This is a genomic window from Rhizobium leguminosarum bv. trifolii WSM2297 (assembly GCF_000271845.1).
Genome location: NZ_JH719394.1, coordinates 126,474 through 149,715, shown reverse-complemented (window position 1 = coordinate 149,715; position 23,242 = coordinate 126,474). Strand labels below are relative to the sequence as shown.

25 protein-coding genes and 1 pseudogene are annotated in these 23,242 nt (G+C 60.0%); 15 read left to right on the top strand and 11 right to left on the bottom strand.

Annotation, left to right across the window (positions count from 1 at the left end; translation table 11 throughout):
- Nucleotides 1-39 precede the first annotated feature (39 nt).
- From RLEG4DRAFT_RS14630 to RLEG4DRAFT_RS14620, 3 genes are all read left to right on the top strand, one after another.
- Nucleotides 40-879, top strand: coding sequence for a helix-turn-helix domain-containing protein (locus RLEG4DRAFT_RS14630; protein WP_037093632.1), 840 nt, complete (start codon nucleotides 40-42; stop codon nucleotides 877-879).
- An 82-nt stretch (nucleotides 880-961) separates the two neighbouring features.
- Nucleotides 962-1,876: a polyphosphate kinase 2 gene (gene ppk2, locus RLEG4DRAFT_RS14625; protein ID WP_003577670.1), complete on the top strand. Its 915-nt coding sequence runs from the start codon at nucleotides 962-964 to the stop codon at nucleotides 1,874-1,876.
- 119 nt (nucleotides 1,877-1,995) lie between these two features.
- Complete coding sequence (locus tag RLEG4DRAFT_RS14620) at nucleotides 1,996-2,187, top strand: hypothetical protein (protein WP_003577669.1); 192 nt, start codon at nucleotides 1,996-1,998, stop codon at nucleotides 2,185-2,187.
- 159 nt (nucleotides 2,188-2,346) lie between these two features.
- Here the strand turns inward: RLEG4DRAFT_RS14620 and RLEG4DRAFT_RS14615 are convergent, their stop codons facing one another.
- Nucleotides 2,347-3,222, bottom strand: a complete 876-nt coding sequence (locus RLEG4DRAFT_RS14615; protein WP_003577668.1) for an aldo/keto reductase family oxidoreductase — start codon at nucleotides 3,220-3,222, stop codon at nucleotides 2,347-2,349.
- 96 nt (nucleotides 3,223-3,318) lie between these two features.
- Between RLEG4DRAFT_RS14615 and RLEG4DRAFT_RS14610 the strand changes: the two genes are divergently transcribed.
- The gene (locus tag RLEG4DRAFT_RS14610) at nucleotides 3,319-4,230 is read left to right on the top strand and encodes a LysR family transcriptional regulator (RefSeq protein ID WP_003577667.1); all 912 of its coding nucleotides are present in this window, start codon (nucleotides 3,319-3,321) and stop codon (nucleotides 4,228-4,230) included.
- 251 nt (nucleotides 4,231-4,481) lie between these two features.
- On the opposite strand, the gene RLEG4DRAFT_RS14605 is transcribed toward RLEG4DRAFT_RS14610, so the two are convergent.
- The 3 genes from RLEG4DRAFT_RS14605 to RLEG4DRAFT_RS40850 form a co-directional block, all read right to left on the bottom strand.
- On the bottom strand, nucleotides 4,482-4,676 hold the full coding sequence (locus RLEG4DRAFT_RS14605) for a hypothetical protein (RefSeq protein WP_003577666.1): 195 nt from the start codon (nucleotides 4,674-4,676) through the stop codon (nucleotides 4,482-4,484).
- A gap of 63 nt (nucleotides 4,677-4,739) precedes the next feature.
- A complete protein-coding gene (gene rpsU / locus RLEG4DRAFT_RS14600; RefSeq protein WP_003577665.1) occupies nucleotides 4,740-4,973 on the bottom strand; it encodes a 30S ribosomal protein S21 in 234 nt (77 codons plus the stop codon).
- Between the two features lie 39 nt (nucleotides 4,974-5,012).
- Nucleotides 5,013-5,165 (bottom strand): hypothetical protein, encoded by a 153-nt coding sequence (locus RLEG4DRAFT_RS40850; RefSeq protein WP_003577662.1) that lies wholly within the window; start codon nucleotides 5,163-5,165, stop codon nucleotides 5,013-5,015.
- A 447-nt stretch (nucleotides 5,166-5,612) separates the two neighbouring features.
- Between RLEG4DRAFT_RS40850 and RLEG4DRAFT_RS14595 the strand changes: the two genes are divergently transcribed.
- From RLEG4DRAFT_RS14595 to RLEG4DRAFT_RS14575, 6 genes and pseudogenes are all read left to right on the top strand, one after another.
- Entirely contained in the window at nucleotides 5,613-6,329 is a 717-nt protein-coding gene (locus RLEG4DRAFT_RS14595; RefSeq protein WP_003577661.1) for an Ig-like domain-containing protein, read from the top strand.
- Between the two features lie 171 nt (nucleotides 6,330-6,500).
- Nucleotides 6,501-6,689, top strand: a complete 189-nt coding sequence (locus RLEG4DRAFT_RS38860) for a hypothetical protein (protein ID WP_003572146.1) — start codon at nucleotides 6,501-6,503, stop codon at nucleotides 6,687-6,689.
- 293 nt (nucleotides 6,690-6,982) lie between these two features.
- Nucleotides 6,983-7,153, top strand: coding sequence for a hypothetical protein (locus tag RLEG4DRAFT_RS40845; RefSeq protein ID WP_003577659.1), 171 nt, complete (start codon nucleotides 6,983-6,985; stop codon nucleotides 7,151-7,153).
- Nucleotides 7,150-8,647: pseudogene (locus tag RLEG4DRAFT_RS14585) on the top strand (DUF4153 domain-containing protein). The gene RLEG4DRAFT_RS40845 and the pseudogene RLEG4DRAFT_RS14585 overlap by 4 nt, the downstream one beginning before the upstream one ends.
- Before the next feature lie 47 nt (nucleotides 8,648-8,694).
- Nucleotides 8,695-9,399 (top strand): response regulator, encoded by a 705-nt coding sequence (locus RLEG4DRAFT_RS14580; RefSeq protein ID WP_003577656.1) that lies wholly within the window; start codon nucleotides 8,695-8,697, stop codon nucleotides 9,397-9,399.
- Nucleotides 9,399-10,406, top strand: a complete 1,008-nt coding sequence (locus tag RLEG4DRAFT_RS14575; protein ID WP_003577655.1) for a sensor histidine kinase — start codon at nucleotides 9,399-9,401, stop codon at nucleotides 10,404-10,406. The genes RLEG4DRAFT_RS14580 and RLEG4DRAFT_RS14575 overlap by 1 nt, the downstream gene beginning before the upstream one ends.
- 65 nt (nucleotides 10,407-10,471) lie before the next feature.
- On the opposite strand, the gene RLEG4DRAFT_RS14570 is transcribed toward RLEG4DRAFT_RS14575, so the two are convergent.
- The 7 genes from RLEG4DRAFT_RS14570 to otsB all read right to left on the bottom strand — a co-directional run bounded on the left by RLEG4DRAFT_RS14570 (nucleotide 10,472) and on the right by otsB (nucleotide 17,362).
- Entirely contained in the window at nucleotides 10,472-11,236 is a 765-nt protein-coding gene (locus RLEG4DRAFT_RS14570) for an SDR family NAD(P)-dependent oxidoreductase (protein WP_003577654.1), read from the bottom strand.
- A gap of 39 nt (nucleotides 11,237-11,275) precedes the next feature.
- A complete protein-coding gene (locus tag RLEG4DRAFT_RS14565) occupies nucleotides 11,276-12,004 on the bottom strand; it encodes an SDR family oxidoreductase (RefSeq protein WP_003577653.1) in 729 nt (242 codons plus the stop codon).
- Between the two features lie 26 nt (nucleotides 12,005-12,030).
- Nucleotides 12,031-13,290: a sugar ABC transporter permease gene (locus RLEG4DRAFT_RS14560; RefSeq protein WP_003577652.1), complete on the bottom strand. Its 1,260-nt coding sequence runs from the start codon at nucleotides 13,288-13,290 to the stop codon at nucleotides 12,031-12,033.
- Nucleotides 13,287-14,108 carry an ATP-binding cassette domain-containing protein gene (locus RLEG4DRAFT_RS14555; RefSeq protein WP_003577651.1) on the bottom strand — a complete coding sequence of 274 codons (822 nt, stop codon included), beginning with the start codon at nucleotides 14,106-14,108 and terminating at the stop codon, nucleotides 13,287-13,289. The genes RLEG4DRAFT_RS14560 and RLEG4DRAFT_RS14555 overlap by 4 nt, the downstream gene beginning before the upstream one ends.
- A gap of 66 nt (nucleotides 14,109-14,174) precedes the next feature.
- Nucleotides 14,175-15,248: an ABC transporter substrate-binding protein gene (locus RLEG4DRAFT_RS14550; RefSeq protein ID WP_171898203.1), complete on the bottom strand. Its 1,074-nt coding sequence runs from the start codon at nucleotides 15,246-15,248 to the stop codon at nucleotides 14,175-14,177.
- Nucleotides 15,249-15,496: 248 nt separating this feature from the next.
- A complete protein-coding gene (locus RLEG4DRAFT_RS14545; protein WP_003577649.1) occupies nucleotides 15,497-16,381 on the bottom strand; it encodes a helix-turn-helix domain-containing protein in 885 nt (294 codons plus the stop codon).
- A gap of 201 nt (nucleotides 16,382-16,582) precedes the next feature.
- Complete coding sequence (otsB, locus tag RLEG4DRAFT_RS14540; protein ID WP_171898202.1) at nucleotides 16,583-17,362, bottom strand: trehalose-phosphatase; 780 nt, start codon at nucleotides 17,360-17,362, stop codon at nucleotides 16,583-16,585.
- A gap of 123 nt (nucleotides 17,363-17,485) precedes the next feature.
- Between otsB and RLEG4DRAFT_RS14535 the strand changes: the two genes are divergently transcribed.
- The 5 genes from RLEG4DRAFT_RS14535 to repC all read left to right on the top strand — a co-directional run bounded on the left by RLEG4DRAFT_RS14535 (nucleotide 17,486) and on the right by repC (nucleotide 23,242).
- Nucleotides 17,486-18,571: an ROK family protein gene (locus RLEG4DRAFT_RS14535; protein ID WP_003577646.1), complete on the top strand. Its 1,086-nt coding sequence runs from the start codon at nucleotides 17,486-17,488 to the stop codon at nucleotides 18,569-18,571.
- A gap of 495 nt (nucleotides 18,572-19,066) precedes the next feature.
- Nucleotides 19,067-19,243 (top strand): hypothetical protein, encoded by a 177-nt coding sequence (locus tag RLEG4DRAFT_RS40840; RefSeq protein WP_171898201.1) that lies wholly within the window; start codon nucleotides 19,067-19,069, stop codon nucleotides 19,241-19,243.
- Nucleotides 19,244-19,537: 294 nt separating this feature from the next.
- On the top strand, nucleotides 19,538-20,755 hold the full coding sequence (gene repA / locus RLEG4DRAFT_RS14530; RefSeq protein ID WP_003577644.1) for a plasmid partitioning protein RepA: 1,218 nt from the start codon (nucleotides 19,538-19,540) through the stop codon (nucleotides 20,753-20,755).
- Complete coding sequence (repB, locus tag RLEG4DRAFT_RS14525; protein ID WP_003577642.1) at nucleotides 20,752-21,741, top strand: plasmid partitioning protein RepB; 990 nt, start codon at nucleotides 20,752-20,754, stop codon at nucleotides 21,739-21,741. Before repA ends, repB begins: the two co-directional genes overlap by 4 nt.
- Before the next feature lie 199 nt (nucleotides 21,742-21,940).
- Nucleotides 21,941-23,242 (top strand): plasmid replication protein RepC, encoded by a 1,302-nt coding sequence (gene repC / locus RLEG4DRAFT_RS14520; protein ID WP_003577640.1) that lies wholly within the window; start codon nucleotides 21,941-21,943, stop codon nucleotides 23,240-23,242.

Below are 23,242 nucleotides of genomic sequence, written 5' to 3'. Positions count from 1 at the left end.
TGTTCTCCCGCCAGCCATCATCACGGGAATCGCCACAGGATGAGCCCGATGCACATTCATTTAAGTCCGATCTCGAACGAGCTTGGCGCTCAGTTGCGCGCCTGGCGGGGTACGCGGGGCAAGAGCCAATTGGACCTCTCGCTCGACACCGGCATATCGCAGCGGCAGATCAGCTTTATCGAAAGTGGCCGGAGCACGCCTGGCCGCCATAATCTACTGCATCTCGCCGACGCACTCGATGTGCCGTTCCGGGAGCGCAATACGTTGCTGCTCGCCGCCGGCTATGCACCCATTTACACCGAAGGCGGCATTGAAGATGCGGAGATGAAAAGCGTTAGGGATGCGCTGAAGCGCATGCTCGTCCAGCATGAACCGTTTCCTGCGGTGGTGATGGACCGGTATTGGAATGTCGCGATGACCAACGACGCAACGTTGCGTTTCTTCAATAGCTTCATCGACATGGCGGCCCGTGAGAAGCCACGCAATCTCCTGCACCTGATATTCGACCCGGCAGGATTACGGCCTTTCATCCCCAATTGGGAGGAAACGGCAAAGAGTCTTATGGCGCGGGTGTTCAGAGAGTCCGTCGGTCGCGTCATCGACGCGCGGACCAAGGCGCTCATGGGCACCCTCCTCGCCTATCCCGACGTCGATACTGCCTGGACCATCTCCACGACGGCCGACAGCACGCCTGTGATCCCATTGTCCTTCGTCAAGAACGGCCAGGTTTTAAAGTTTTTCTCGTTGGTGACCACGGTTGGCACCGCACAGACGATAACGACCCAGGAACTGCGGATCGAGTGCATGTTCCCGTTGGATGACGTGACTGAGGTCGAATATGCCAAGCTGATGAAGCGCGGGAACGAGAGACGCGAGTAACCGTTTCAGCCTTGGATGAATGGTCGTCACACAAACTTCGCACTGACATGCTCCTGTCAAAAGAAGCAAAAGGAAAAAGGCCATGTCTCAATCACACCAGGATCAGCTCAACCGGATTAAGGCCGAGATCGCCGACAGCTTCGACGAGGAGCTGGAAATGCAGATGGAGGAGGACCGGCTGGACGATCTGGTCGCCGAGGGAATGTCGGAACCGGCCGAGCAGACGCTCGAACGAAAGATCTATTTCCGCGAACTCTTCCGGCTGCAACACGAACTAGTGCGGCTGCAGGATTGGGTGCAGCACAAGAAGCTGAAGGTTGTCGTGCTTTTCGAAGGCCGGGATTCGGCCGGCAAGGGTGGCGCGATCAAGCGCGTGACCCAAAGACTCAATCCACGTGTCTGCCGGACGGTGGCGCTGCCTGCGCCGACCGAGCGGGAACGCCATCAATGGTATTTCCAGCGTTATGTCCCGCATCTTCCCACAGCGGGCGAAATGGTGCTCTTCGACCGCAGCTGGTACAATCGCGCCGGCGTCGAGCGGGTGATGGGGTTCTGTACGCCTGATGAACTCGAGGAGTTCTTCCGCACGGTGCCGGAATTCGAACGAATGCTCGTCCGTTCCGGCATCGTGCTGATCAAATACTGGTTTTCGATCACCGATGAGGAACAGGAATTCCGCTTCAAGATGCGCATCCACGATCCGCTGAAGCAATGGAAGCTTTCACCGATGGACATGGAAAGCCGGGTCCACTGGGAGGAATATACCAAAGCCAAGGAGGAAATGCTGGCGCGCACCCACACCAAGGAAGCGCCCTGGTGGGTGGTACAGGCCGTGGACAAGAAGCGCGCGCGCCTGAACTGCATCGCCCATCTCCTCGAGCAGGTTCCCTACGAGGATGTTCCGAAGCCGGAGATCGAACTGCCGGACCGTATCCGTCATGCCGATTACAACAGAGCGCCGGTTCCGCCTGAAATGCACGTGCCGGAGCGCTATTGAAAGCGCAGTCGTGGCCCGGTACCTCTGGATCATATCCCGGCGGACGCTAGGTTCGCTGTCAGAGTGAGGTTCCGGGCACGGTATTTACGCTGAAGGACCGAGGCGACGGGAGGCTAGTCATGACGCGCTTTTCGAAATTGATCGCTCAGGAGGTCGCGCTGTCGGCTGTCCTGGCGGCCGGCACTGTCATCGGCATTCCCAAGCTGGCCGATCCGAATGCGAGTGCCAATTATCCGTTGGCAATTGTGGTTTTTCTGGCGATGTCATTGGCCTTCGTGGCCTATGAGCTTTTCACAAGGAAGCCATCCTGATGCTGTTGTCCGACATGAAAAACCTTTGACCTTTTCAACGGCCGGGAGGCACGATTCCCGGTCGTTATTGTCAGTTTCGTCCAGCCTGCAAATCACTCGTCTGCCCGATCCGGCGGTCGCCGTGGGCCGGGCGGGAAAACATGACACGCTCAGAAGCCGTCAGGCAGCGATCTCCGCCATACGGTTCAATTCGTCGACGGCATCATCCGGCAGAATAAGCTCGGCAGCGGCGAGGTTCTCCCTGAGATGGCCGACCGACGAGGTGCCGGGGATCAGCAGGATGTTCGGCGCGCGACGCAACAGCCAGGCGAGCGCCACCTGCATGGGCGTGGCATCAAGGCGTGCGGCGACATCGGACAGGGTCGACGACTGCAGCGGCGTGAAACCGCCGAGCGGGAAAAACGGCACATAAGCGGTACCGTCGCGCGCGAGTTCGTCAATCAGGCGATCGTCGGCCCGATGCGCCAGATTGTACTGGTTCTGCACGCAGACGATGTCGGTGATCCCGCGACCTTCGATGATCTGCCTCGATGTGGCGTTGCTTAAGCCCACATGGCGGACCAGGCCCTGCCGCTGCAATTCGGCAAGCACCGTCAGCGGTGCTTCGATCGACCCTTCGGCAGGGCCATGCAGATCGAACGCAATCCTGAAGTTGACAACGTCAAGCACATCCAGGCCGAGATTGCGGAGGTTGTCGTGTACCGCCGCCGTCAACTCTTCACGCGAGAACGCCGGAATCCATGATCCGTCCGTGCCGCGCCGTGCGCCGATCTTGGTGACGATGACGAGGTCGTCGCGATAGGGGTGGAGCGCTTCGCGGATGATCTGGTTGGTGACGTGCGGACCGTAGAAATCGCTGGTGTCGATGTGGTTTAGGCCTGATGCAATCGCCTCGCGCAGCACGGCCAAGGCTGCGCCATGATCCTTGGGCGGGCCGAATACGCCAGGCCCGGCAAGCTGCATGGCGCCATAGCCGAGCCGCCTCACGCTGAAGTCGCCGAGTTTGAAAGTTCCGGACTGATTGTTGGTGGTCATGATCTCGCTCCTTTCAAGAGATGCGACCAAGATAGGCGTTGTTGACGCGCGTGATAATCAGGTACAATCCGCACGGGCCGTGCGGAGTGGCGAACAGTGAAGGCAGACCTCGGTGATCTCAACGCCTTTGTAGCCGTGGCGCGGGCCGGCGGTTTTCGCGAGGGTGCGCGTGTCAGCGGCAGCAGCGCATCCTTTCTCAGCGAGGCGGTGCGTCGTCTGGAGGCCGAACTCGGAGTCAGGCTGCTCAACCGCACGACACGCAGCGTCGTCCCGACCGAAGCGGGCAAGGGCTTGCTGGAACGGCTCGGCCCGGCTTTGAGCGAGGTGGAGTCTGCGCTTGACGTGGTCAACGGATTTCGCGACAGGCCAGCCGGCTTGCTGCGGCTCAATGTCCCGGTCAGCGCAGCGCGGCTGGTGCTGCCCGCGATCGTTCCGCCGTTCCTCGCTGCCTATCCCGACATTCGCCTCGAGGTGATCGCCGAGGAGAGTTTCGTTGACGTGCTCGCTGCCGGTTGCGACGCCGGAATCCGTTATGACGAGCGGCTGGAGCAGGATATGATTGCCGTGCCGATCGGCCCGCGCATCCAGCGCTTTGCCACCGCCGCCTCCTCTGCCTATCTCGACCGCCATGGCCGGCCGCAACATCCAAGCGAACTCCTCGGCCATTCCTGTCTGTTGGGCCGCTTTGCCAGCGGCGCGCTGACGACGCCATGGGAGTTCGAACGAGAGGGCGAAGTGGTGCGGGTGGAGCCTTCAGGGCCACTGATCGTCAGGGTCGGAGGGGCGACCGATCTAACCGTCGACGCAGCGATAGCGGGCACGGGGATCATCTGCGTTTTCGAGGACTGGCTGCGCCCGCATCTCTACAGCGGCGCCCTCGAGCCCATTCTCGAACCCTGGTGGCAGCGCTTTTCCGGGCCGTTCCTCTATTACCCCGGACGGCGACTGGTGCCTGCGCCGCTTCGGGCATTCATCGATTTCGTCAAGGGACCAGCCAAGCAGGCGTGATGTCTCCCGGCTGCGATGCGTCAAAGCTTGACCGCGGCATTGCCGCCCATATCAGGTTTGCTGCAGCCGCCATTTTGATATTGCCGAAGATGGGGTGAAGGCTTTGAAGGCAAGCGTGGGGATTGCCTTCAGAACCGAACGTTTAAGATCTGAGGGAACGATATCAGGAGAATATCGAAAGCCCTCGGGGAGTGGCTCGTCGGGCGCACCAAAAAGATCCTTCAGTGCAGCCACCTTCACACGATTGTGCCTCAATGCACGCTTGGGATTTCCATGACCATTGCGAAGTCTTCGGCCACCAGTTCGCTGACGGCGATGAGGATTTCCTCGCGGGAAAAGCCGGAGGACAATGCGCGTTGGATCAGATCCTGCAGATCCGGCTCCACGACATCGCGGCAATCCTCGAGGCGTTCTTCTGAAACGGTGAGGCTATTGAGTTCGTCCATTGTCTGTCCTTTCCGGGGAATGTAAACCGTCGAAGCCTGGGAAGGCCGGTCGAGATGGCGTCGCTAACGGGCGGCCGGCCGCTTCGGCCCGGCGATCAGGCCTTCGCGCTGCATCTTCTTGCGGGCAGCCTTGCGATGTCGGCTGATCGCCTGCGCCTTTTGCCTGACGCGCCGTTCGGAAGGCTTCTCATAGGCGCGCCGTTCCTTCATTTCGCGGAACAACCCTTCACGCTGCATTTTCTTTTTCAGAACCCTCAACGCTTGGTCGACATTATTATCTCTGACGAGTACCTGCATTTCGAATTCTCCTTGTCTGGTTGATGAGCCGATCGCCATTCAGCCGAGCTGCTCGGCGATCAGGGCCTGCAATTCGCGGCGGGTGAGAAGGCGCGGAGACGGCTTCCAGGTCCTGGCAGCACGGCGGGTGGCCTCGTCACGCTCACGCGGGTTGACCGCCGCGACCGCGGTGGCTGTGTGTATGTCGTTCAAAAAGAAATCCTTCGCCGGCCGCGGCCCGCGTCATTAATTGTTTGTGGGATTGCCTGTCGCAGCCTCAAAGGCGCGCGGCGGTTCAGCCGATAAAGAGTCTCATTGACAAGCCGGTCAGGGCTCTGCTCGGATCGGTTATAGCCCTAAAATAGTCGTGTCGGGATGAGATTGCAACGATAGGCCGGACGGCACACTTCCGGCGTCTCGAATCACCTTTAGATATATTTGTCGTCGATCTTCAAGTTATCCGGGTATAGTTTTCGCCCGATTTTCTTCAATTTTGCCTAAAAATGACATTATTCCGTCGGTCATGAAGCAACGGACAAATCGGATTTGTCATTAACCTTTCGTTAAATAACCCATTGACTTGCAGTATTAATGCATTGTTAAAGGAGCCGCTCGCTGAGGTCGAAACTGACCCGCTTATAACAATTTGAGGAGAGAGCAATGGCTTCGCCGATACACGCAACCGATGATAGTGCAACATTTCTAGAAACTGATGTTATTTCCGGAAATCTCCTTTCCAACGATTCCTCCGATAATGGCCACCTGTTCCTGCGCGCCTTCGACGGCGCGACGGTTGGCGCCAAAGGCGGCAACAGCCAGGTCACCGAAATCCACGGCGATTACGGCACGTTCTTCGTCAAGCCGGACGGCAGCTACACCTATGTCCTGAGCGATGCCGCCAAGATCGGCTTCGCCAACGGCGAATCCTACCAGGAAAAGGTCTCCTACAAGATCTCCGACGGTAGCGGCCATACCGACGTCGGCCTGTTCACCCTGAACATTCAGGGCGTGACCCAGATTAAGCCGGTCGCTGTCGACGATGTCTTCAGCTTTACCGAAGGCCACGCTATCGGCGGCAACGTTCTGGATAACGACATTGCCGGCGACAACGGCAAGATGTTCCTCCGTCAGTTCCTGACTGAGAAGGTCAACGCTAACGCCGACGCTGTTACCGACGTTGCCGGCACCTATGGCACATTCCATGTCAAGGCGGATGGTTCGTTCACCTATGAGCTGACGCACGATATCGCTGCCGGCGATCAGGTCACGGAAGTTCTCCGTTACTACAAGATCTCCGATGGCGAAGGCCACACGGACACCGCCAAGGTGACGCTCAACATCACCGGCACGGATTTTGATGCTACCCATATTGCTTGATCAACGGCAATAGATCAGTGAGACACAACGCCCGCCGCGCAATCGGCGGGCGTTTTCGTATATTCGGCTACGGTGTGGCTGAAATATCCGGTCGAATGCCCTTATAATACTTTTTAGCTAGTTCTTATATATGCCGGGGAGGCGTAGTCTCGATATTCGGAGGACACGCCCTTGACCGAACACATCGAACCCAAGCAAATCGAAACGGATGATCTGACGAAAGTCTGGTCCGTCACCGAGTATTGTGCTCGCCATCGGATAGATGCCGAGGAACAGGCGCTGTTGCTTAAACTTTTCGGGCCATTCGCGACAGCCTGCGAACTACTCCACAACGCCAAGCGCGCACCACGATTCAGATGAGCGCTTCTCTATTTCCTCGTTGATCTTCTCGAAAATACAACTGGCCGCTCGGTGAGCGAGGCTGCGCCAGGCATCGCCTGATTGGGTGATGCATGTCACCCGATTGCCAAAAAATGCCGCGCCATCCCCGTGAATGGGGAGCGCGCCTTTCGCGAGAAGCGTGAATGACAAAGCCGTCTTCACGCTCGGCACGACTTCGCGCGCCTTTTCCGTATCTTCGGGCCGCGGGCGATTCCTGAATTGCTCCTCACGATCTGCACAAAATCTGCAATCCGGCGCGGCATGTTCCCGCCATGAGCAAGAACGACGTCCAGCCCCGTCTCGCACCCTCCATTTTGCCGGAACGCCTGCGCAATGACGGGTGGTGGCTTTCGCAGGAGTTTCAGGACGCCCCCGACGTGCCGACGTTGGGAAGCAGGCTCATCGTGATCGAAACGCAGCATTTGCAAGAGGAGCAGCAATGAATACAGCCATTAGTTTGACAGAACCGATGCCGATCAGACGTGGCAGCGGCCAGACCGTCGCGCTGCTTGCGCTGGTGGGACTTGCGGATTTTCTGATTTTTGGCCAGGAACTCGGGATAAATCTCTACCTTGTTGCGCTTGCCGTCTGCGCCGGCATTCTGCTTTCGGCCAGGAGGAGACCTCGGCTTTCGATGGCGGCGTTCCTACTTGGCTTCTCGGTTCTGGCGTCGGCGCCTCTGATGGAATCGCCTTCGCTGACCGGCGCTGCCCTTTGCCTCGGCGTGCTGTTGTCGGTTGCGCTCATCAGCGCCAGGCTCCTGCCCCGTCGCCTCCCGGCCCTGCCCCTCGTATTCTTTCGTTTCGCTCTTGTCATCCCGCTGCGGCTTGCCGAAGATATCAGAAAGTCTCTTGCGGTTCCGGGGAAACGCTTCTCTTTCACCGTGGCCCGACAGGTCATCGGTCTCTGGATCATGCCGCTCATCCTCGCGGCGGTCTTCTTATCTCTCTTTGCGACTGCGAACCCGCTTATTGAAATCGCGCTGCGCAGCATTGATTTTGCCGTGCTGCTGCAGTTTTTTCGATCTTTGGCGGATCGGTTTCTGGATGATAACCGCCATTGTGGTCTGGGCAATGTTGCGGCCGCGCCTCAAGCATCGCGCGAAGAGGTCACCGGCCAACAGGAGGTTCATGATCGTGCCCACCAGGAATGCGCCGTTCGGCCATGCCTCGCTATTGCGGTTGCTCATCCTGTTCAACGCGCTCTTTGCCGTGCAGACGCTTCTCGATCTCGTCTATCTCTGGGGCGGTGCAGATCTGCCCGAGCACATGAGCCATGCCGAGTATGCCCATCGGGGCGCCTATCCGCTGATTGCCACAGCGCTTCTTGCCGCCGGTTTCGTGCTTCTCGCCATGCGGCGCGGCGGCCCCGGCGATCACAGTCCGCTGATCCGCGGCCTCGTGCATGCCTGGATCGGCCAGAATGTCCTGCTGTGCCTGTCCTCGATGCTGCGGCTTGGCCTTTATGTCGAGGTCTATTCGCTGACCGAACTGCGCGTCGCCGCCGGTCTCTGGACGGGTATCGTCGCCATCGGCCTTGTCTTGATCCTGCTGCGCATTCTGCTCAACCGATCCAACCAGTGGCTGGTCGCTGTGAACCTCGCCTCCCTTCTTATGGTCCTCTACATCGGTTCCTTCATCGATTTCCCGGCTTTCATCGCCCGCTTCAATGTCGCCCACAGCCAGGAGATCAGCCAGGAAGGCCCGCCGCTCGACCTCGATTATCTCTCCTCGCTCGGCCCTTCCGTCATTCCGGCGCTCGATCTCTATCTCCAGGTTCTGCCGAGCCACCTGATCGACCAGAAGAGCAAAGCGGTAACAATTCGCGACTACCTCGTCAGGGATTTCGAGATGCGCCCGCGCGACTGGCGGAGCTGGACCTTTCGGTCAGCACGGCTGGAGAGCTATCTTCTGTCTCCTGCAGCCATTGCAAGATAGAACGAGAACGATGACAACAAGCTGGAGAAACCAAGCACAGACCGGTGATGGCGCCCCGCATTCTTGTCGTCGATGACGAACCTCACATCCGCGACGTGATCTGTTTCGCTCTTGAGCGCGCCGATCTGATATCGACACCAGTTCGCAGCGGCACCGAGGCGATGGGGGCCTTCCGCCGCGGCAACATCGATCTGATCATTCTCGACATCGGCATGCCCGATATGGATGGCCTTGAGGTCTGCCGCCAGATCCGCAAGACCTCGGAATTGCCGATCCTGTTCCTTTCGGCGCGCGACGAGGAGATCGACAGGATCTCGGGGCTCGAAATCGGCGGCGACGACTACGTCACCAAACCGTTCAGCCCGCGCGAACTCGTCGCCCGGGTCAAGGCGATCCTGAAGCGCAGCGGCAACGGAGCGGAGCCTGACAGGCGCCGTGCCACCCTTGCCGCCGGCGAACTCAGCCTGGATCGCCACGGCAGGACGGTGATGTTCGGCGAAAGCGCCATCACGGTGACGGCGCTCGAATTCGCCATCCTGGACGCATTGCTGTCACGCCCCGACATGGTCTTCAGTCGCGAACGACTGATGGAGGCGGCCTATGGCGCCGGAACTTATGTCGCCGACCGTACGATCGACAGCCATATCCGCAACATCAGGGCTAAGTTCTTGGCGGCCGGCGGCCAGGGGATCATCGCGACGGTTCATGGAATCGGCTTCAAACTCGGCGGTGAAATCGGGAGGAAGGCCTGATGCCGGCGCCGAAAGTCAGAACGAAATGGCGCCCGACGCTGGCGCTGATCGTCTATGCAGTGCTGCTCGCCGTCATGGCGCTGCCGATCCTGATCGTCATCTGGTTTCGCGCCGTCGAGGCGAGTTCGAACCGGATGGCGCCGACAGAAATCGCCGCTCTCGCGGTTGTCGCCATGTTGACGCTCGGCATTGCCTATGTGCTGACGCGGACCATCACCGGTCCGGTCGACGCCTTGATCGCCCGCACCGAAGAGATCGCCCGCGGCGGCAAGGGAGCAATCCAGCCACTGGAAAGCTATGGAACCCGCGAGATCGCAGTCCTGTCGCAAAGCTTCCTCGATCTCGCCGGAAAACTGGTCGATCGCACCGAGTATGTCCGCTCCTTTGCAGCCCATGTCTCCCACGAACTGAAATCGCCGCTGACGGCCATTCGCGGTGCGGCGGAGCTTTTGCGCGACGACGGTGTTGAAAGGCCGATGACGAAGGCAGAGCGTTTGCACTTTCTCGATAATATCGTCGCCGATGCTGCCCGGCTCGATTCGTTGTTGCTGCGGCTGCGGGAACTTGCGCAAGCGGAAACCCCGCTAGCCCAAGGCAGAAGCAGCATCCTCGACATCCTATCCTCTCTACGCGGACAATTTCCGGCCCTCGATATCTCAGGCAAAGGCGATACGGACATATCGGTTGCTCTTCCCCAGGAAGCAGCCGGCATTGTCTTTGCCAACCTTACCGAGAATGCCCTGCAGCATGGCGCCACGCTATTGGAGCTCAGCGTGTCAGCCGATGTCCGGACAGCCGTCATTCTTGTCCGTGACGACGGCGGCGGTATTTCCGAGGCAAATCGTCAACGTGTCTTTCAGCCGTTCTTTTCAACCCGCCGCGAACAAGGCGGCACAGGCATGGGTCTCAGCATCGTTCACGCCATGCTGAGCTCCCATGGCGGTACGATCCGTCTGCTGCAGACGGCGGATGCTGGCACCGCGTTCGAAATCACCATGCCTGTGTAATTCTCTTATGACTGGCAGACCTCAGGGAGGCGACGAACCGCCCTCCCCGACCCATTGTCCGCGCTTTACCGCGTGGTATAGCCACCATCGATGACAAGCACTTCGCCGGTGACATAGCTTGCCGCCGCCGAGCACAGAAACAAGGCAGCACCCGCCACCTCCTCCGGCTGGCCGACGCGGCCCATCGGAGTCATGCTGCGCCAGGTCGGGAACCAGTCGGGATTGTCGATGCCGCCGCGGGACAGATCGGTCTCGATGTAGCCCGGCGCAATGGCGTTGACGCGGATGTTCTCGGCGGCGACTTCGCTCGCCAGGCTCTTGGTCATCATATGAACGGCCGCCTTGGAAGTGTTGTAGGCGACCTGGTTCTGCGGAATGTTGGAGACGATACCCGATATCGAGCCAATATTGAGGATGACGCCGCCGCCCTGGCGCCGCATGGGGGCGAGTGCCGCGCGGCAGGCGCGGAAGACGGCGTCGACATTGACGGTCATGATCTCGTGCCAGATGGCATCGGAAAATTCGCCGCTGTCGCCATGAATGGCGATGCCGGCATTGTTGACGAGGATGTCGAGCCGGCCGGCCCGTGAGAGCGTCTCTGCGACGAGCGCGTCGGCGGCATCGTCCTTCGTCAGATCGGCCGCGATGAAATCGCAATCGACACCGGCTTTGGCGAGCCGGTCTTCTGCCGTCGCATTGCGCGCCCTGCCCGTGATGATGACCTTGGCGCCCGCCTCGCCGAGCGCCTCGGCGATCGCAAGCCCGATGCCGCGGGTGCCGCCGGTTACCAGCGCTACCTGCCCTTCCAGGCGAAATCTATCGAAGATCATGGCGGTTCCTTTCCGGATTGCGAAGGCGGCAAGCGCTGATCAGATGTCGGTACTTTGCGGCAGGATGACGAGATCGCGGATCGTGACGTTGCGCGGGCGGGTCAGCATGAAGAGCACCGCCTCGGCCACTTCATTGGCCTCCATCAGGCCACCTGCGGCAAGCGCCTCGTCCAGCTTTTCCTGCGGCCAATCGCTGATAAGCGCGGTGACAACCGGGCCTGGGGCAATGGCACCGACACGCAGGCCGTGTTTGGCCACCTGGCGTCTCAGCGTATGGACGAATGCCTGAACCGCATGTTTGGAGGCCGTATAGATCGGTTCCCAGACGACGGGGACCATGCCGGCCACTGAACTCGTCAGGATGATATCCCCAGTCTTGCGCGCGACCATATGCGGCAGGACGGCGTGCACCGAGCGGAAGGCGGCGTTGACATTCAGATTGAGCATCCGGTCCCAGGCGTCTGGGTCGCCGCCCAGCACCTCGCCGCCGATGTAGGAGCCGGCATTCGCGTGGAAGATGTCCAACTGGCCAGCCTTCTCTAGAATCTGCGGCATCATCCGGGCTACGCTTTGCGGATCCGTCAGATCGATGACTAGCGGAATAGCCTTCGCGTCGAGTTTCGAGCAGATTTCCTTCAAGGCTTCTTCGTTGCGATCGACCAGTACGACCCGGGCGCCGGCGGCAAGCAGGGCCTTGGCGCATTCCAGACCGATACCCGATGCCGCCCCGGTGACGGCCGCGACTTTTCCAGACAGATCCTGTCCCATTTTCTTCCTCTGTTTTCTCGAGTGGTTTAGGCCCGGCCGTGCGAAATGCGCGATCGGCGTGCCAGCGAGTCGACGATGACGGCAACGGCAAGAACGGCTCCGGTGATCATATATCGAAGCGACGACGACAGATCGAGAAGCGTCAGCCCGCTGGCGATCGACTGAATGACGATGATGCCGAGAAGGGCCGAATAGGCACTGCCGCGGCCGCCGAACAGGCTCGTGCCGCCGATGACCGCCGCGGCGATGGCGTTGAGATTGACGTCGCCGGTGCCGGCCTGCTGACTTGCGGTCGCCAGCCTTGCGGCCGAGAGCACACCGCCGGTCGCCGCAAGCAGGGCACAGGTGACAAAGGCGCTCGCATAGATGCGCGACACGTTGATGCCCGAGCGGCGGGCGGCCTCCCTGTTGCCGCCGACGGCATGCATGGATCGTCCCCATTTGGTGCGCGTCAGCGCATAGTTCATGGCGGCGACGAGCCCGACGAAGAGACCGAACATCCAGGGAATGCCGCGCGACTGGTTGAGATAGAAAGCAACCGCCTCCAGGGCGAGCGTGATGACGATGGCGCGCAGAAGCAGGCCGCCGACCGATTTCGACGACAGCCCGGCCGCCCGCCGGCGCGCCGATGTGCGGTAGCTCGCGAAGAAGAAGGCAATGCCGGCAAGCGCCACCAGCAGATAGGCGACCGGGTCCGGCATGACCATGATCTGACCGAAATTCACCAGCCAGGAACCGTAGGGGAGATTGATCGAACCGGTCGCTCCGAGAATATAGAGCTGCAGGCCGAGAACCGCGAGCAGCCCCGACAAGGTGGAGACGAAGCTCGGCATGCCGAAGCGGTTGAACAAGAAGGCGTAGAGCGCGCCGATCAGGGCGCCGACGATCATCGCGGCGAGGACCGCCAGCACCACTGGCCAGCCTTGGTTGACCCAGAAGACGCCGACCAGCGCCGAGGCGAAGCCGCTGACCGAGCCGACGGAAAGATCGATCTCCCCCACCATCAGGATGCAGACGATGCCGAGCGAAATGACGCCGACCGTCGAGCAGTCGAACAGCATGTTGACGAGATTGGCGCTGGAGAGAAACACTGGATTGAGCGCCTGGAACACCGTCCAGATAATCGCCAAGCCGACAATGACCGGCAGCGAGCCGAGATCGCCGGAGCGGACGCGATCCCAAAAGGCGCGGATCGAGCCGGCAAGGCTATCGTCATGGTGCACTCTTTCGTCACGCCGGTCGAGAAGTGCCGGTGCCGCCGGTTCATTCTGCAAGGTCTTCATCATGCCCTGCCCTCCTCGTTCTCTTGGCTTTGCGCCTTGCGGCGCATCGCGCGGCGGGAGACGGAATTGTTGGATGCGCCGGTAATCGCGCTGACAAGCTCTTCGTTGGAGGCATCGGGCATGAAGGTGCCGTTGTTGCGTCCCAGCCGAAGGACGACGATACGGTCGGCGACCGCACGCACATCCTCCATATTGTGACTGATCATGATGACGGCGAGGCCGCGTTCGCGCACCCGCTCGATCAGATCCAGGACCTCGGCGGTCTGGGCGACACCAAGCGCTGCTGTGGGTTCGTCGAGCATGATCAGCTTCGGCTCGAGCAGCAGCGATCTGGCGATCGCCACCGTCTGGCGCTGTCCGCCGGAGAGCGAGGCGACGGGCTCGCGGACGCTGGTGATTCGGGCCGAAAGCTCGTTCAGCAGCTTCCAGGCGCGAATCTCCATCGCGACCTCGTCGAGCTGCAAGGGGTTGAGCTCCTTACCGAGAAAGATATTGGCGACGACGTCGAGATTTTCGCATAGAGCCAAATCCTGAAAGACGGTCGCAATGCCGAGGTCGAGGGCCGCACTTGGGCTCGACAGATCTACCTGTTTGCCCTCGAAGAGGATCGTGCCCGAGCTCTGTTGGTGGACGCCGGCCAGGATCTTGACCAGCGTCGATTTGCCGGCGCCATTGTCGCCGACGAGCGCCACGACTTCGCCCGCATGCACGTCGAGCTCGATATCGGCGAGCGCCGACACGGCCCCGAAGTTCTTCGATATTCCGCGCAGGCTGAGGACAGGCTGGCGGGAGCCGTCAAGAAGATGAGAGGTTTCAGACATCGCCTGGCCTTTCCGAAGCGAGAACCGGAAGCGCGACCGGCGGCCGGCCGCGCTCCCTTTGGCTGGTTACTTGGTGATGCCGAGCTTCTTGCAGCCGTCGGCATAACGGCCGGTGCACAACTCCTCGGCGGTGTTGATCTTCTTGTCGATGATTTCGGCCTTGAGGTTTTCGGCAGTGACGACGGCCGGCACGAAGAGCTGCGCCGGTGTGTCGTAAAGCGTCATTTCGGCTTTGATCGTTTCGCCTGCCAGCAGCTTGACGGCGACATCGGCGGCGGCCGCGGCGACGATTTCGCTCGGCTTGGAGATCGTGTTGTACTGATCCCCCGATATGATCAGCTGCAACGCGGCGATCGTCGCATCATTGCCGGTCACCGGCGGCACGGGATCGACACCGGCTGCCTTGAAGGCGGCGATGGCACCGCCGCCGGTGCCGTCATTGGCGGCGACGACGCCGACGATCTGTTTGCCGAAGCGGGTGATCTGGCCGGCGGCCCATTGCTGGGCATTCGCCGGCTGCCAGTTCGGCGTGTCGAATTCGGCCAGCGTCTTGTAGCCGCCGCTGGCGAGCCCCTCATGAATGCCGTCCTTGATCAGCCCGGCGGCCGCATCGGTCGGCGAACCGTTGATCTGCAGAATGCCGCCGCCATCGGTCGGTACATTCTTGGCCTTCAGATGCTGGACGAGGGATTCCGCAATCGCCTTGCCGATCGCCTTGTTGTCGAAGGAGACGTAGAAATCGGCCTTGCCCTTCGGGATCGGGCGATCATAGGCGATGACCTTGACGCCCTGGCTCTGGGCAAGCTGGACGAGAGAAGCGGCGGCTGCCGAATCCACCGGGTCAAGCACGATAACCTTGGCGCCCTGGGTGATAGCCGAATTGAACTGTTGCTGCTGTTTGGCGATATCGGCATCGGCATTCTGATAGAGCACCTTGCAGGATGCGCAAAGCTTCTTCATTTCCGCGACGAAGCCCGGATGGTCGTGCTCTTCGTAACGGGTCGAGCCCTGATCGGGCATGAGGAAAGCGACCGTCGCATCCGCAACTGCCGTTTGCGCGAAGGCCGACGTGCCGCCCAGCAAGGCCAGGGCAAGTGTCGCGGCGCCTGCCGCTTTTGTCGAGAATTTCATCATTTCCATCTCCTCCCATTGGAAAAATTGTGTAGCTTCGTCGTTGTAGCGTTCTGCCGCGGCCATTCGGCTGAGCGAACGCCGCGCCTGTCCCGGCGGTTTGCCGTTTTAGCGGACAAGCGTCTCCTCTCGCGAACCGCTCGTTGCGCGTTCACGTTCAACAGTGTCGGTTTCGGTTTCTCCTCCTCGTCCTCCCTATTGCCGCCTTCGGCGGATCGTTGCTTCGTTCTCCCTGAAACCGTGCTCGTCCGGCTCGCTCAAGCTGCCTTCGCCACGTTGATATTGTCACCCAGCAACCGCCGGAAGCGGGAAGGCGTCATGCCTTTTTCCGCGAGAAACTGCCGGTTGAAGTTGGACAGATTGTTGAAGCCGACCTCGAAGCAGATATCGGTGATCGATGCGTGGTCGTCGCTCATCAGGATCTGGCAAGCGAGATTGATGCGCAGGCGTTTCACATACTGCACCAGCGACATGCCGGTATGGCGGCGGAAGGCGCGCGAAAAAGCGCCTGTTGACTGTTCGGCAATCTCAGCGAGATCGGCTTCATCGAAGGATCGCGTCAGGTTCTCCCTGATGTAGGCGAGCGCCTTGTTGATGCCGGCCGACATATAACCGGACGGATCGGGCAGATAATTCGGGCTGGCGAGAAGTTGAGCGTCCTGCGCCCGGCTGAGCAGGCCGACGATCATCATGAAAAGCTCGATGCGACGCACCCCATGCGCCTGCTGCACCTCCTCCATCAGCGGCGCGACCTGACGACTGGTCTCGGCGCCGAAGAGCACGCCGCGGCGGGAGGCTTCAAGGACCGGTTCGAAGGGGCCGAGTTCTGCCAGCACCTTCATCGTGTCGCTGATGAAATTCTCGCTGAACTGGATGAGCTGGCATCGAAGCGGAATGCTCGATCCTTTCGGGACATCGCTAATCCAGTTATGGGGAAGATTGGGGCCGGCAAGCACAAGATTGCCCGGCTCGAACTCGCCGATGAAGTCGCCGACAAAATAGCGCCCGGTTGTTGCCACGACGAGATGCAGTTCGTATTCCGGATGAAAGTGCCAGCGAACCGTATGATAGGGATAGCCATGCGCCTTCGTTGCGAAGGATTCGCCCGGCCTGATCTGAATGACTTCCAAGTCAGGTTCCATAGTGTCCTCCTCCGAGGGCGGGTTCCAAGCCCGCGTGCCAAATTCCCGTTTTGGCTTTATTGTTAAGGGGAGTGTAGTGGGCTCGCCTCGCGCCCGCCACCACGATTCCCGGTCAAAACTGATACTTTTTTGACGATTGGCGCCACGCATCCTGCGTAAAGACGGCAGCAACGTGCAGCCGATATTAGGTAATCACGTATCTTAGGCGGCCAGGGCGGCAATGACGTTCCTGACCAGCGCAGCCGAGGACAGCCGGCTTGTGGCGCAGCTTGGGGCGCCGATGGCGCCGACACGCACTGAAACGCCGCCGCGTGCATTGGCGATTGCAAACATCGACTCGTCGGTCAGATCATCGCCGATAGTGATCGGGCTGCGGTTCTTGAAAGGGTCGGCCTGGAAAAACCGCTCAAGCGCATCGCCTTTGCTCGACCGTGCCGGGCGCAGCTCAAAGACTCTCTTGCCGAGCTGCAATGCCCAATTCGGCCCGGCGAGCTCCGCATAATGATGCATCCGCTCTTCGAGCACCTTTTCATAGTCGGGCGCGAGCCGATAATGCGCGGCAACGGCCGCACCCTTGTCCTCGATGAGGACGCCGGGATAGTGCTCGGCTTCCGCTGTCAGCGCATGCTTGAGCGCCTGAAACTCCGGTGTTGCCTCGACTGTGTGCATTCCGGCAGCACTCCTGATTTCCGCGCCGTGAAGACCTGCCGTCGGAAATGCAAAGGGTTTGAACAACGCGTCTGCATAGGCAAGCGACCGTCCTGTAACCAGCGCCAAGGCGCCGCCGAGCTTGTTCGACAAACGATGAAGTTGTTCGGGAAGAGCCTCCGGGACCTCGATCGCATCCGGCGTGGGCGCAAGGTTGAGCAACGTTCCGTCGATGTCGAGAAACATTGCCCAGCGCTCCGGCTCTTCCAAAACGAGTGAAAGCATTTCCTGGGTAGCGGCGTCTTCCTGCACGGCATTCTCCAAACTCTGCAATCATTGAAGCTAGGTCACCGACCGACGAGGGCAAGGTGACCTTTTAGACGCCGGAACATCCGGGGTTAGTCTGCGTTGTATCTCGCCGCCCGTTCGAGCCCTCGCGCCGTAGAAGGTACCTTGATGGCCAAAAGCAGTTCCGAGCCCCGTGAAGAGGTCAATGCCCCGTTGGCGCATGGCGCGTTGAACCTGCCATTGGTGACGATCGACGATTACAACAATGAACTGCGTGACAAGGATGGTTTCGTTGGCGACAACGCCAACAAGAAGACTTTTCAAATGAAACTCGACGATTGGAGGAAACGCATCCGCAAAGTCGGAGACGACCCGCTCGGCAATACCGCGACGGCGAAGCTTTCCAAGAAAAAGATCGATGCCTTTCTGAAGGGCGACGATATGGAGGCAGCGGCATTGGTCATGGGGGCGGTGGAGGACTTCGCTCAGGACTTTGCCGACGTGATTGGAAAGTTCATGAAGGACAAGCGCTGGGGGAAGACGGAACGTATCGTCGTTGGCGGTGGCTTCCGGCATAGCCGCTTTGGCGAGCTGACGATCGCCAGGACCATGGTTATTCTCAAGGCGGCCGGCATCGACGTCGAGATCGTGCCGATCGTTCACCACCCTGATGAGGCCGGACTGATCGGCTCGGTCCACCTGATGCCACGCTGGATGTTCAAAGGCCACGAGGCGATCCTAGCCGTCGATATCGGCGGCACTAACGTTCGCGCCGGCGTCGTTAAATTCGGAAAGGGCGACGTGCCGAACTTTGCGGATGCGAGCGTGTGGGAATCAACTATCTGGCGTCATGCCGACGACGAGCCGAGCCGCACCGCAACCATCGAGAGGTTGGCCGCGATGTTGCACGAATTGATCGGCAAGGCCGAAAAGGCCAACCTCAAACCCGCGCCCATCATCGGGATCGCCTGCCCCGGTATCATCAAAGCCGATGGCTCCATTGAACGCGGCGGGCAGAACCTGCCGGGAGGAAACTGGGAGAGCGACAGCTTCAACCTTCCCGTCGCGCTGATGAAGGCCATTCCTGAGATCGGCGACGACAGCACATTCGTGATGATGCACAACGACGCCGTCGTGCAGGGATTGTCGCAGATCCCTTTTATGACCGACGTGTCGCGATGGGCCGTGTTGACGATCGGTACAGGATTGGGCAACGCGCATTTTACCAATCGCGAGGCAACGAAGCCGCAATAAGCTCTACTCCCCACTCATGCTCCGCCCTCGGTCTGCACTGCGGAGCATTTATGGTAAATATCAGGTAAATAAGAGCGAATTCCGTAGGCGGAAGCGAACTCACCCATAAGTTCCGTTAGGAAGATTGCCGGGTTGAGCATGAGATCAAGTCGAACGGCAGGCGGCAACCGCAATCAGACAACGCAGCCAACATATCTACCGAGGCCTGATTCGCCTAGCATGCGCCACTGTGATCTTGCAGTTGATGGGATCATGACGCCTCGGGATGTCGCCTCGCGCTCAACTGGCAACATGTGGGAAGTCTGATCCCAGACCCGGCGTAGCCTTTGGATGCCACATGCGTGGCGCCAGTAGAGCGATGGAGGGCCCTCCCCTCCCCTTTCCTTCTTCGCGTCGGAAAAGATGGTGATAACCCCGACGGGTTGTTCTCGGCGGGTTCAAATTGCGCTTATCTCTGCAACGTTAAACAAGCCATGCGCAGACGAAAGATGGATTATGAACTTCAAGGGAATAAGCGCGCCGCTCAATGCCGGTCGTCTCGAACAAATGCTCGGCCTTGCCCCGTCACGCCGCGATCCTGAAACCCAGGATGCAAACGTCAAGTCTTCCGGCAACGGACCCGTCCGCGGGTCGGAAGCCGAAAACCTGTATCATTCGTTCGCCTATAAATGAGAGAGACGATTGCTCAATCCGGTCCGCGCCCAGCGGCGGAAATCGGTCTCCGGTGAGTCGGGGCCAAGCTGAGTCGCATCGAGGATGTCCCGGTATTTTTCGAAGGCCTGGCTTCGGCGGATGCGAGAAAGCGGCTGTTGTCAGCTGACAATTGCGCTAAGATTCCGGAATTGCACATGATTTTTTCGTCGAATCCGGTTTGTTATCCATTCGCTAACCAAGAAACCGCTTGACGTCATTGCCAGACTCACGATCATTTGCGCAAAATTACCCGATTTATCAGGATTTGCGTGAATGCCGACCAAGGCCGCGATTGTTGAGAAAGCCAAGAGAGCGAGTCAAGTCTCGATCGATGAGACGATTGCGCAGGACTCGACCATGCTCAGCAGCCAGCTGCAGGTACTGTTCGAGCGGTTGTTTTCGCCCGATGCCCGCAAATCGCTACGTCGGTTCAGCAGCACCGAGGCTGCCAAGCTGCTCGGCGTCACCGACAGCTATGTTCGCCACCTCGCCGCCCAGGTAGAAAGCATCAATCCCGGAAAGACGGCCTCCGGGCGCCGGGTGTTCTCGCTCGAGGAAATCCATGCGATGCGCCAGCATCTCGGGCGCACCAAACCGTCGTATCTGCCGATGCGCCGGGCGGGCGACCATCTCCAGGTGATCGCCGTCACCAATTTCAAGGGCGGCTCCGGCAAAACGACTACGTCAATCCACCTGGCGCAGTTCCTGGCGCTTCGCGGCTATCGTGTGCTCGCCGTTGACCTCGATCCGCAGGCGTCGATGTCTGCGATGCTCGGATATCAGCCCGAATTCGACGTCGGTGAAAATGAGACGCTCTACGGTGCCATCAAATATGATGAGACGCGCCGCGACGTCGGCGATATTGTCCGCCAGACCTATTTCCCCGGGCTCGATCTCATCCCCGGCAATCTCGAACTGCACGAGTTCGAACACGATACGCCAAAGGCGCTGGCCGACACCAACCGCGACGACAAGGACATGTTCTTCATGCGGGTCGGCAATGCGCTGCATTCGCTGGAAGGGAGCTACGATGTCGTCATCATCGATTGCCCGCCTACCCTCGGCTTCCTGACGCTGTCTGCGCTCTGCGCAGCTACCTCGGTGCTGATTACCGTTCATCCGCAGATGCTCGACGTTGCGTCGATGAATCAGTTCCTGACGATGACCTCCGACCTTCTATCCGTGGTCAAGGAGGCCGGCGGCAATCTCGACTATGACTGGATGCGCTATCTGGTCACCCGCTATGAGGCCAATGATGGTCCGCAGGCGCAGATCGTCGCGTTCCTGCGCAGCCTGTTCGGCGAGCGTGTGCTGACCTCGATGATGGTCAAGTCGACTGCGGTTTCGGATGCCGGCCTGTCCAAGCAGACGATCTACGAGGCCGGACGCGAGACGATGCATCGCCAGACCTATGACCGCGGCGTCGAGTCCGTCGACAACGTCAATGCCGAGGTCGAGCAACTCATTCGCAGTGCATGGAGCAGGACATGAGCCCAAAAGGTCGCGATATCCTGAAGAGCATGGTCGGTGCCGTCGAGCCAACACGGCCGGAAGTGCCGAGCGCACAACCACCGCATCGGCCCTCGGGCGCTGTCAAGGCGATGAACCTGTCACTTGGGCGGCTGGGTGAAGAAGCCGCAGCCGCCAAGGCGCTGCGCGAATCGCTGGCCTCGGGCGACAAGGTGCTGGAGATCGATCCGGCAACCGTCGAAATGTCCTTTATCCGCGACCGCATTCCCGTCGACAAGGACCCTGAATTTGAACGGTTGAAGCGATCGATCCAGGAAAGTGGACAGCAGGTTCCGATCCTGGTGCGGCCGGATCCTGTCAAGGCCGGGCACTACCAGGCCGCCTATGGCCATAGGCGCCTGCGCGCGGCGGCGGAAATCGGCGCTCCGATCAAGGCCGTGGTGCGCAAGCTCACCGACGAAGAGCTGATCCTCGCGCAAGGTCAGGAGAACGGCCCGCGCGTCGATTTGAGCTTTATCGAACGGGCTCTGTTTGCGCGGCGCATGGACGAACATGGCTTCAGCCGTGACATGATTGCCCAGGCGCTGGCGACGGACAAGCCGGAAACGTCCAGGCTTCTTCAGGTGGCGCAGACGATCGATCCGGAGATCATTCTCGCCATCGGACCGGCGCCCAAGGTCGGGCGCCCGCGCTGGTTGGCCTTTGCCGAGAAATTCAGGGAGGCCGGCGGACAGAAGAAGGCGCAGGCCGCAATCGGCGCCGCAGCTTTCCACGCGTTGGAGAGCAATAGCCGCTTCGATCTCATCTGGAAGGCGCTTGAGGAGAAGAGCGCGCCGCAGCGGGCCGAGCAGACGCTTCGGACGGAGAACGGCGGCACGCTTGCTTCGGTGACCCGCTCCGGCAAAACCTTTCGTATCACCGTCAAATCGGCGGCGTTTTCGGATTTCCTAGCTCAGCGGTTGGTCGGCCTCGCCGCGGAGTTCGAAGAGGAAAATGAGGGAAAATGAGGCAATTAGACCGATTGTCAGCTGACAATTCGGATGGGAGATAACGCGCAAAAGAAAAAAGCCCCCGAACGTCACCGTCACGGAAGCTTTCCTCGTAGTCTTGAACACCTCCGAGAATCGCACTTCCGAGAATCGCTGTCAAGAGTTTTTGGCGCCGTTTAGGCGGGCGGATTTCTTTTGCCTCGTCGAGGTGGAAGAGATGGAAACCGGAAGTATAACGACGCCCTTCGGGCGGCGGGCGATGACGCTTGGCATGCTTGCAAGCCAGGTCATGGCTGGAGAGATCAAGCCTAATCAGTCGGTCGACAAATGGAAGCTGTTTCGTGCGCTGTGTGAAGCAAAGCCATTGCTCAACATCAGCGATCGGGCGCTAGCTGTGCTCAACGCGCTGTTGAGCTTTTATCCAAAGAACGAGCTGGCCCAGGAAAACGGGTTGATCGTGTTCCCGTCGAATGTCCAGCTTTCGCTGAGGACGCATGGCATGGCCGAACAGACCGTGCGGCGCCATCTTGCCGCACTCGTTGAGGCGGGGCTTCTGCTGCGCAAGGATAGCCCCAACGGCAAGCGTTATGTCCGCAGGGACAGGGCAGGGGAGGTCAACGACGCCTTCGGCTTTTCGCTGGCGCCACTGCTTGCCCGTGCCGAGGAGATCGAGCAGCTGGCGGCCGAGGTGATAGCCGAGCGGCTGCATGTCCAGCGCCTGCGCGAACGCATTACCCTTTGCCGCCGCGATATCGCAAAGCTCATCGAAGCGGCCGTCGAAGAAGACGTCCCGGGGGATTGGCAAGGGCTTTACCTTGAGTTTCGGGATCTGATCGACGGCCTGCCGCGGTCGCCGACGACAGCGCAGCTAGAACAATTGCTGGACGAGCTGACCGCTCTGCGTACAGACATCCTTAACCGGTTGGAAAATCGGATTAAATCGACAAAAGAGCGCGGCAATGCCAATTATATCGAGCGTCACATACAGAATTCAAACCCCGAATCCATTTCTGAATCTGAACCAAGCTTCGAAACGAAGCAGGGCGCAAAGCCGGAGCAAGACAATGAGCGAGGGGCCGTGACGCTGGAAGAGGGGAGGGATGAGACTGCCCCCCCGAGCAGGCAGGAGGGGCAAGGTCGACGGCCGAGGGCGCGCGATGATGCCGGCGGGCTGAAATCCTTCCCGCTCGGCTTGGTTCTGCAGGCCTGCCCTGAAATCCTGGCCTACGGGCCAAATGGCGAAATTCGCAACTGGCGCGAGCTGATGACCGCTGCCGTGACGGTTCGATCGATGCTGGGCGTCAGTCCGTCAGCCTACGAGGAGGCCGCAAATGCGATGGGACCGGAAAATGCCGCGACGGTGATGGCATGTATCCTGGAGCGCGGCGGTCATATCAATTCGGCCGGTGGTTACCTCCGCGACCTGACGCGGCGAAGCGAAAAGGGAGAATTCGCGATCGGCCCGATGCTCATGTCGCTTCTGCGGGCCAATGCGGCGGTGGGCCGGAAAGTCGGATAG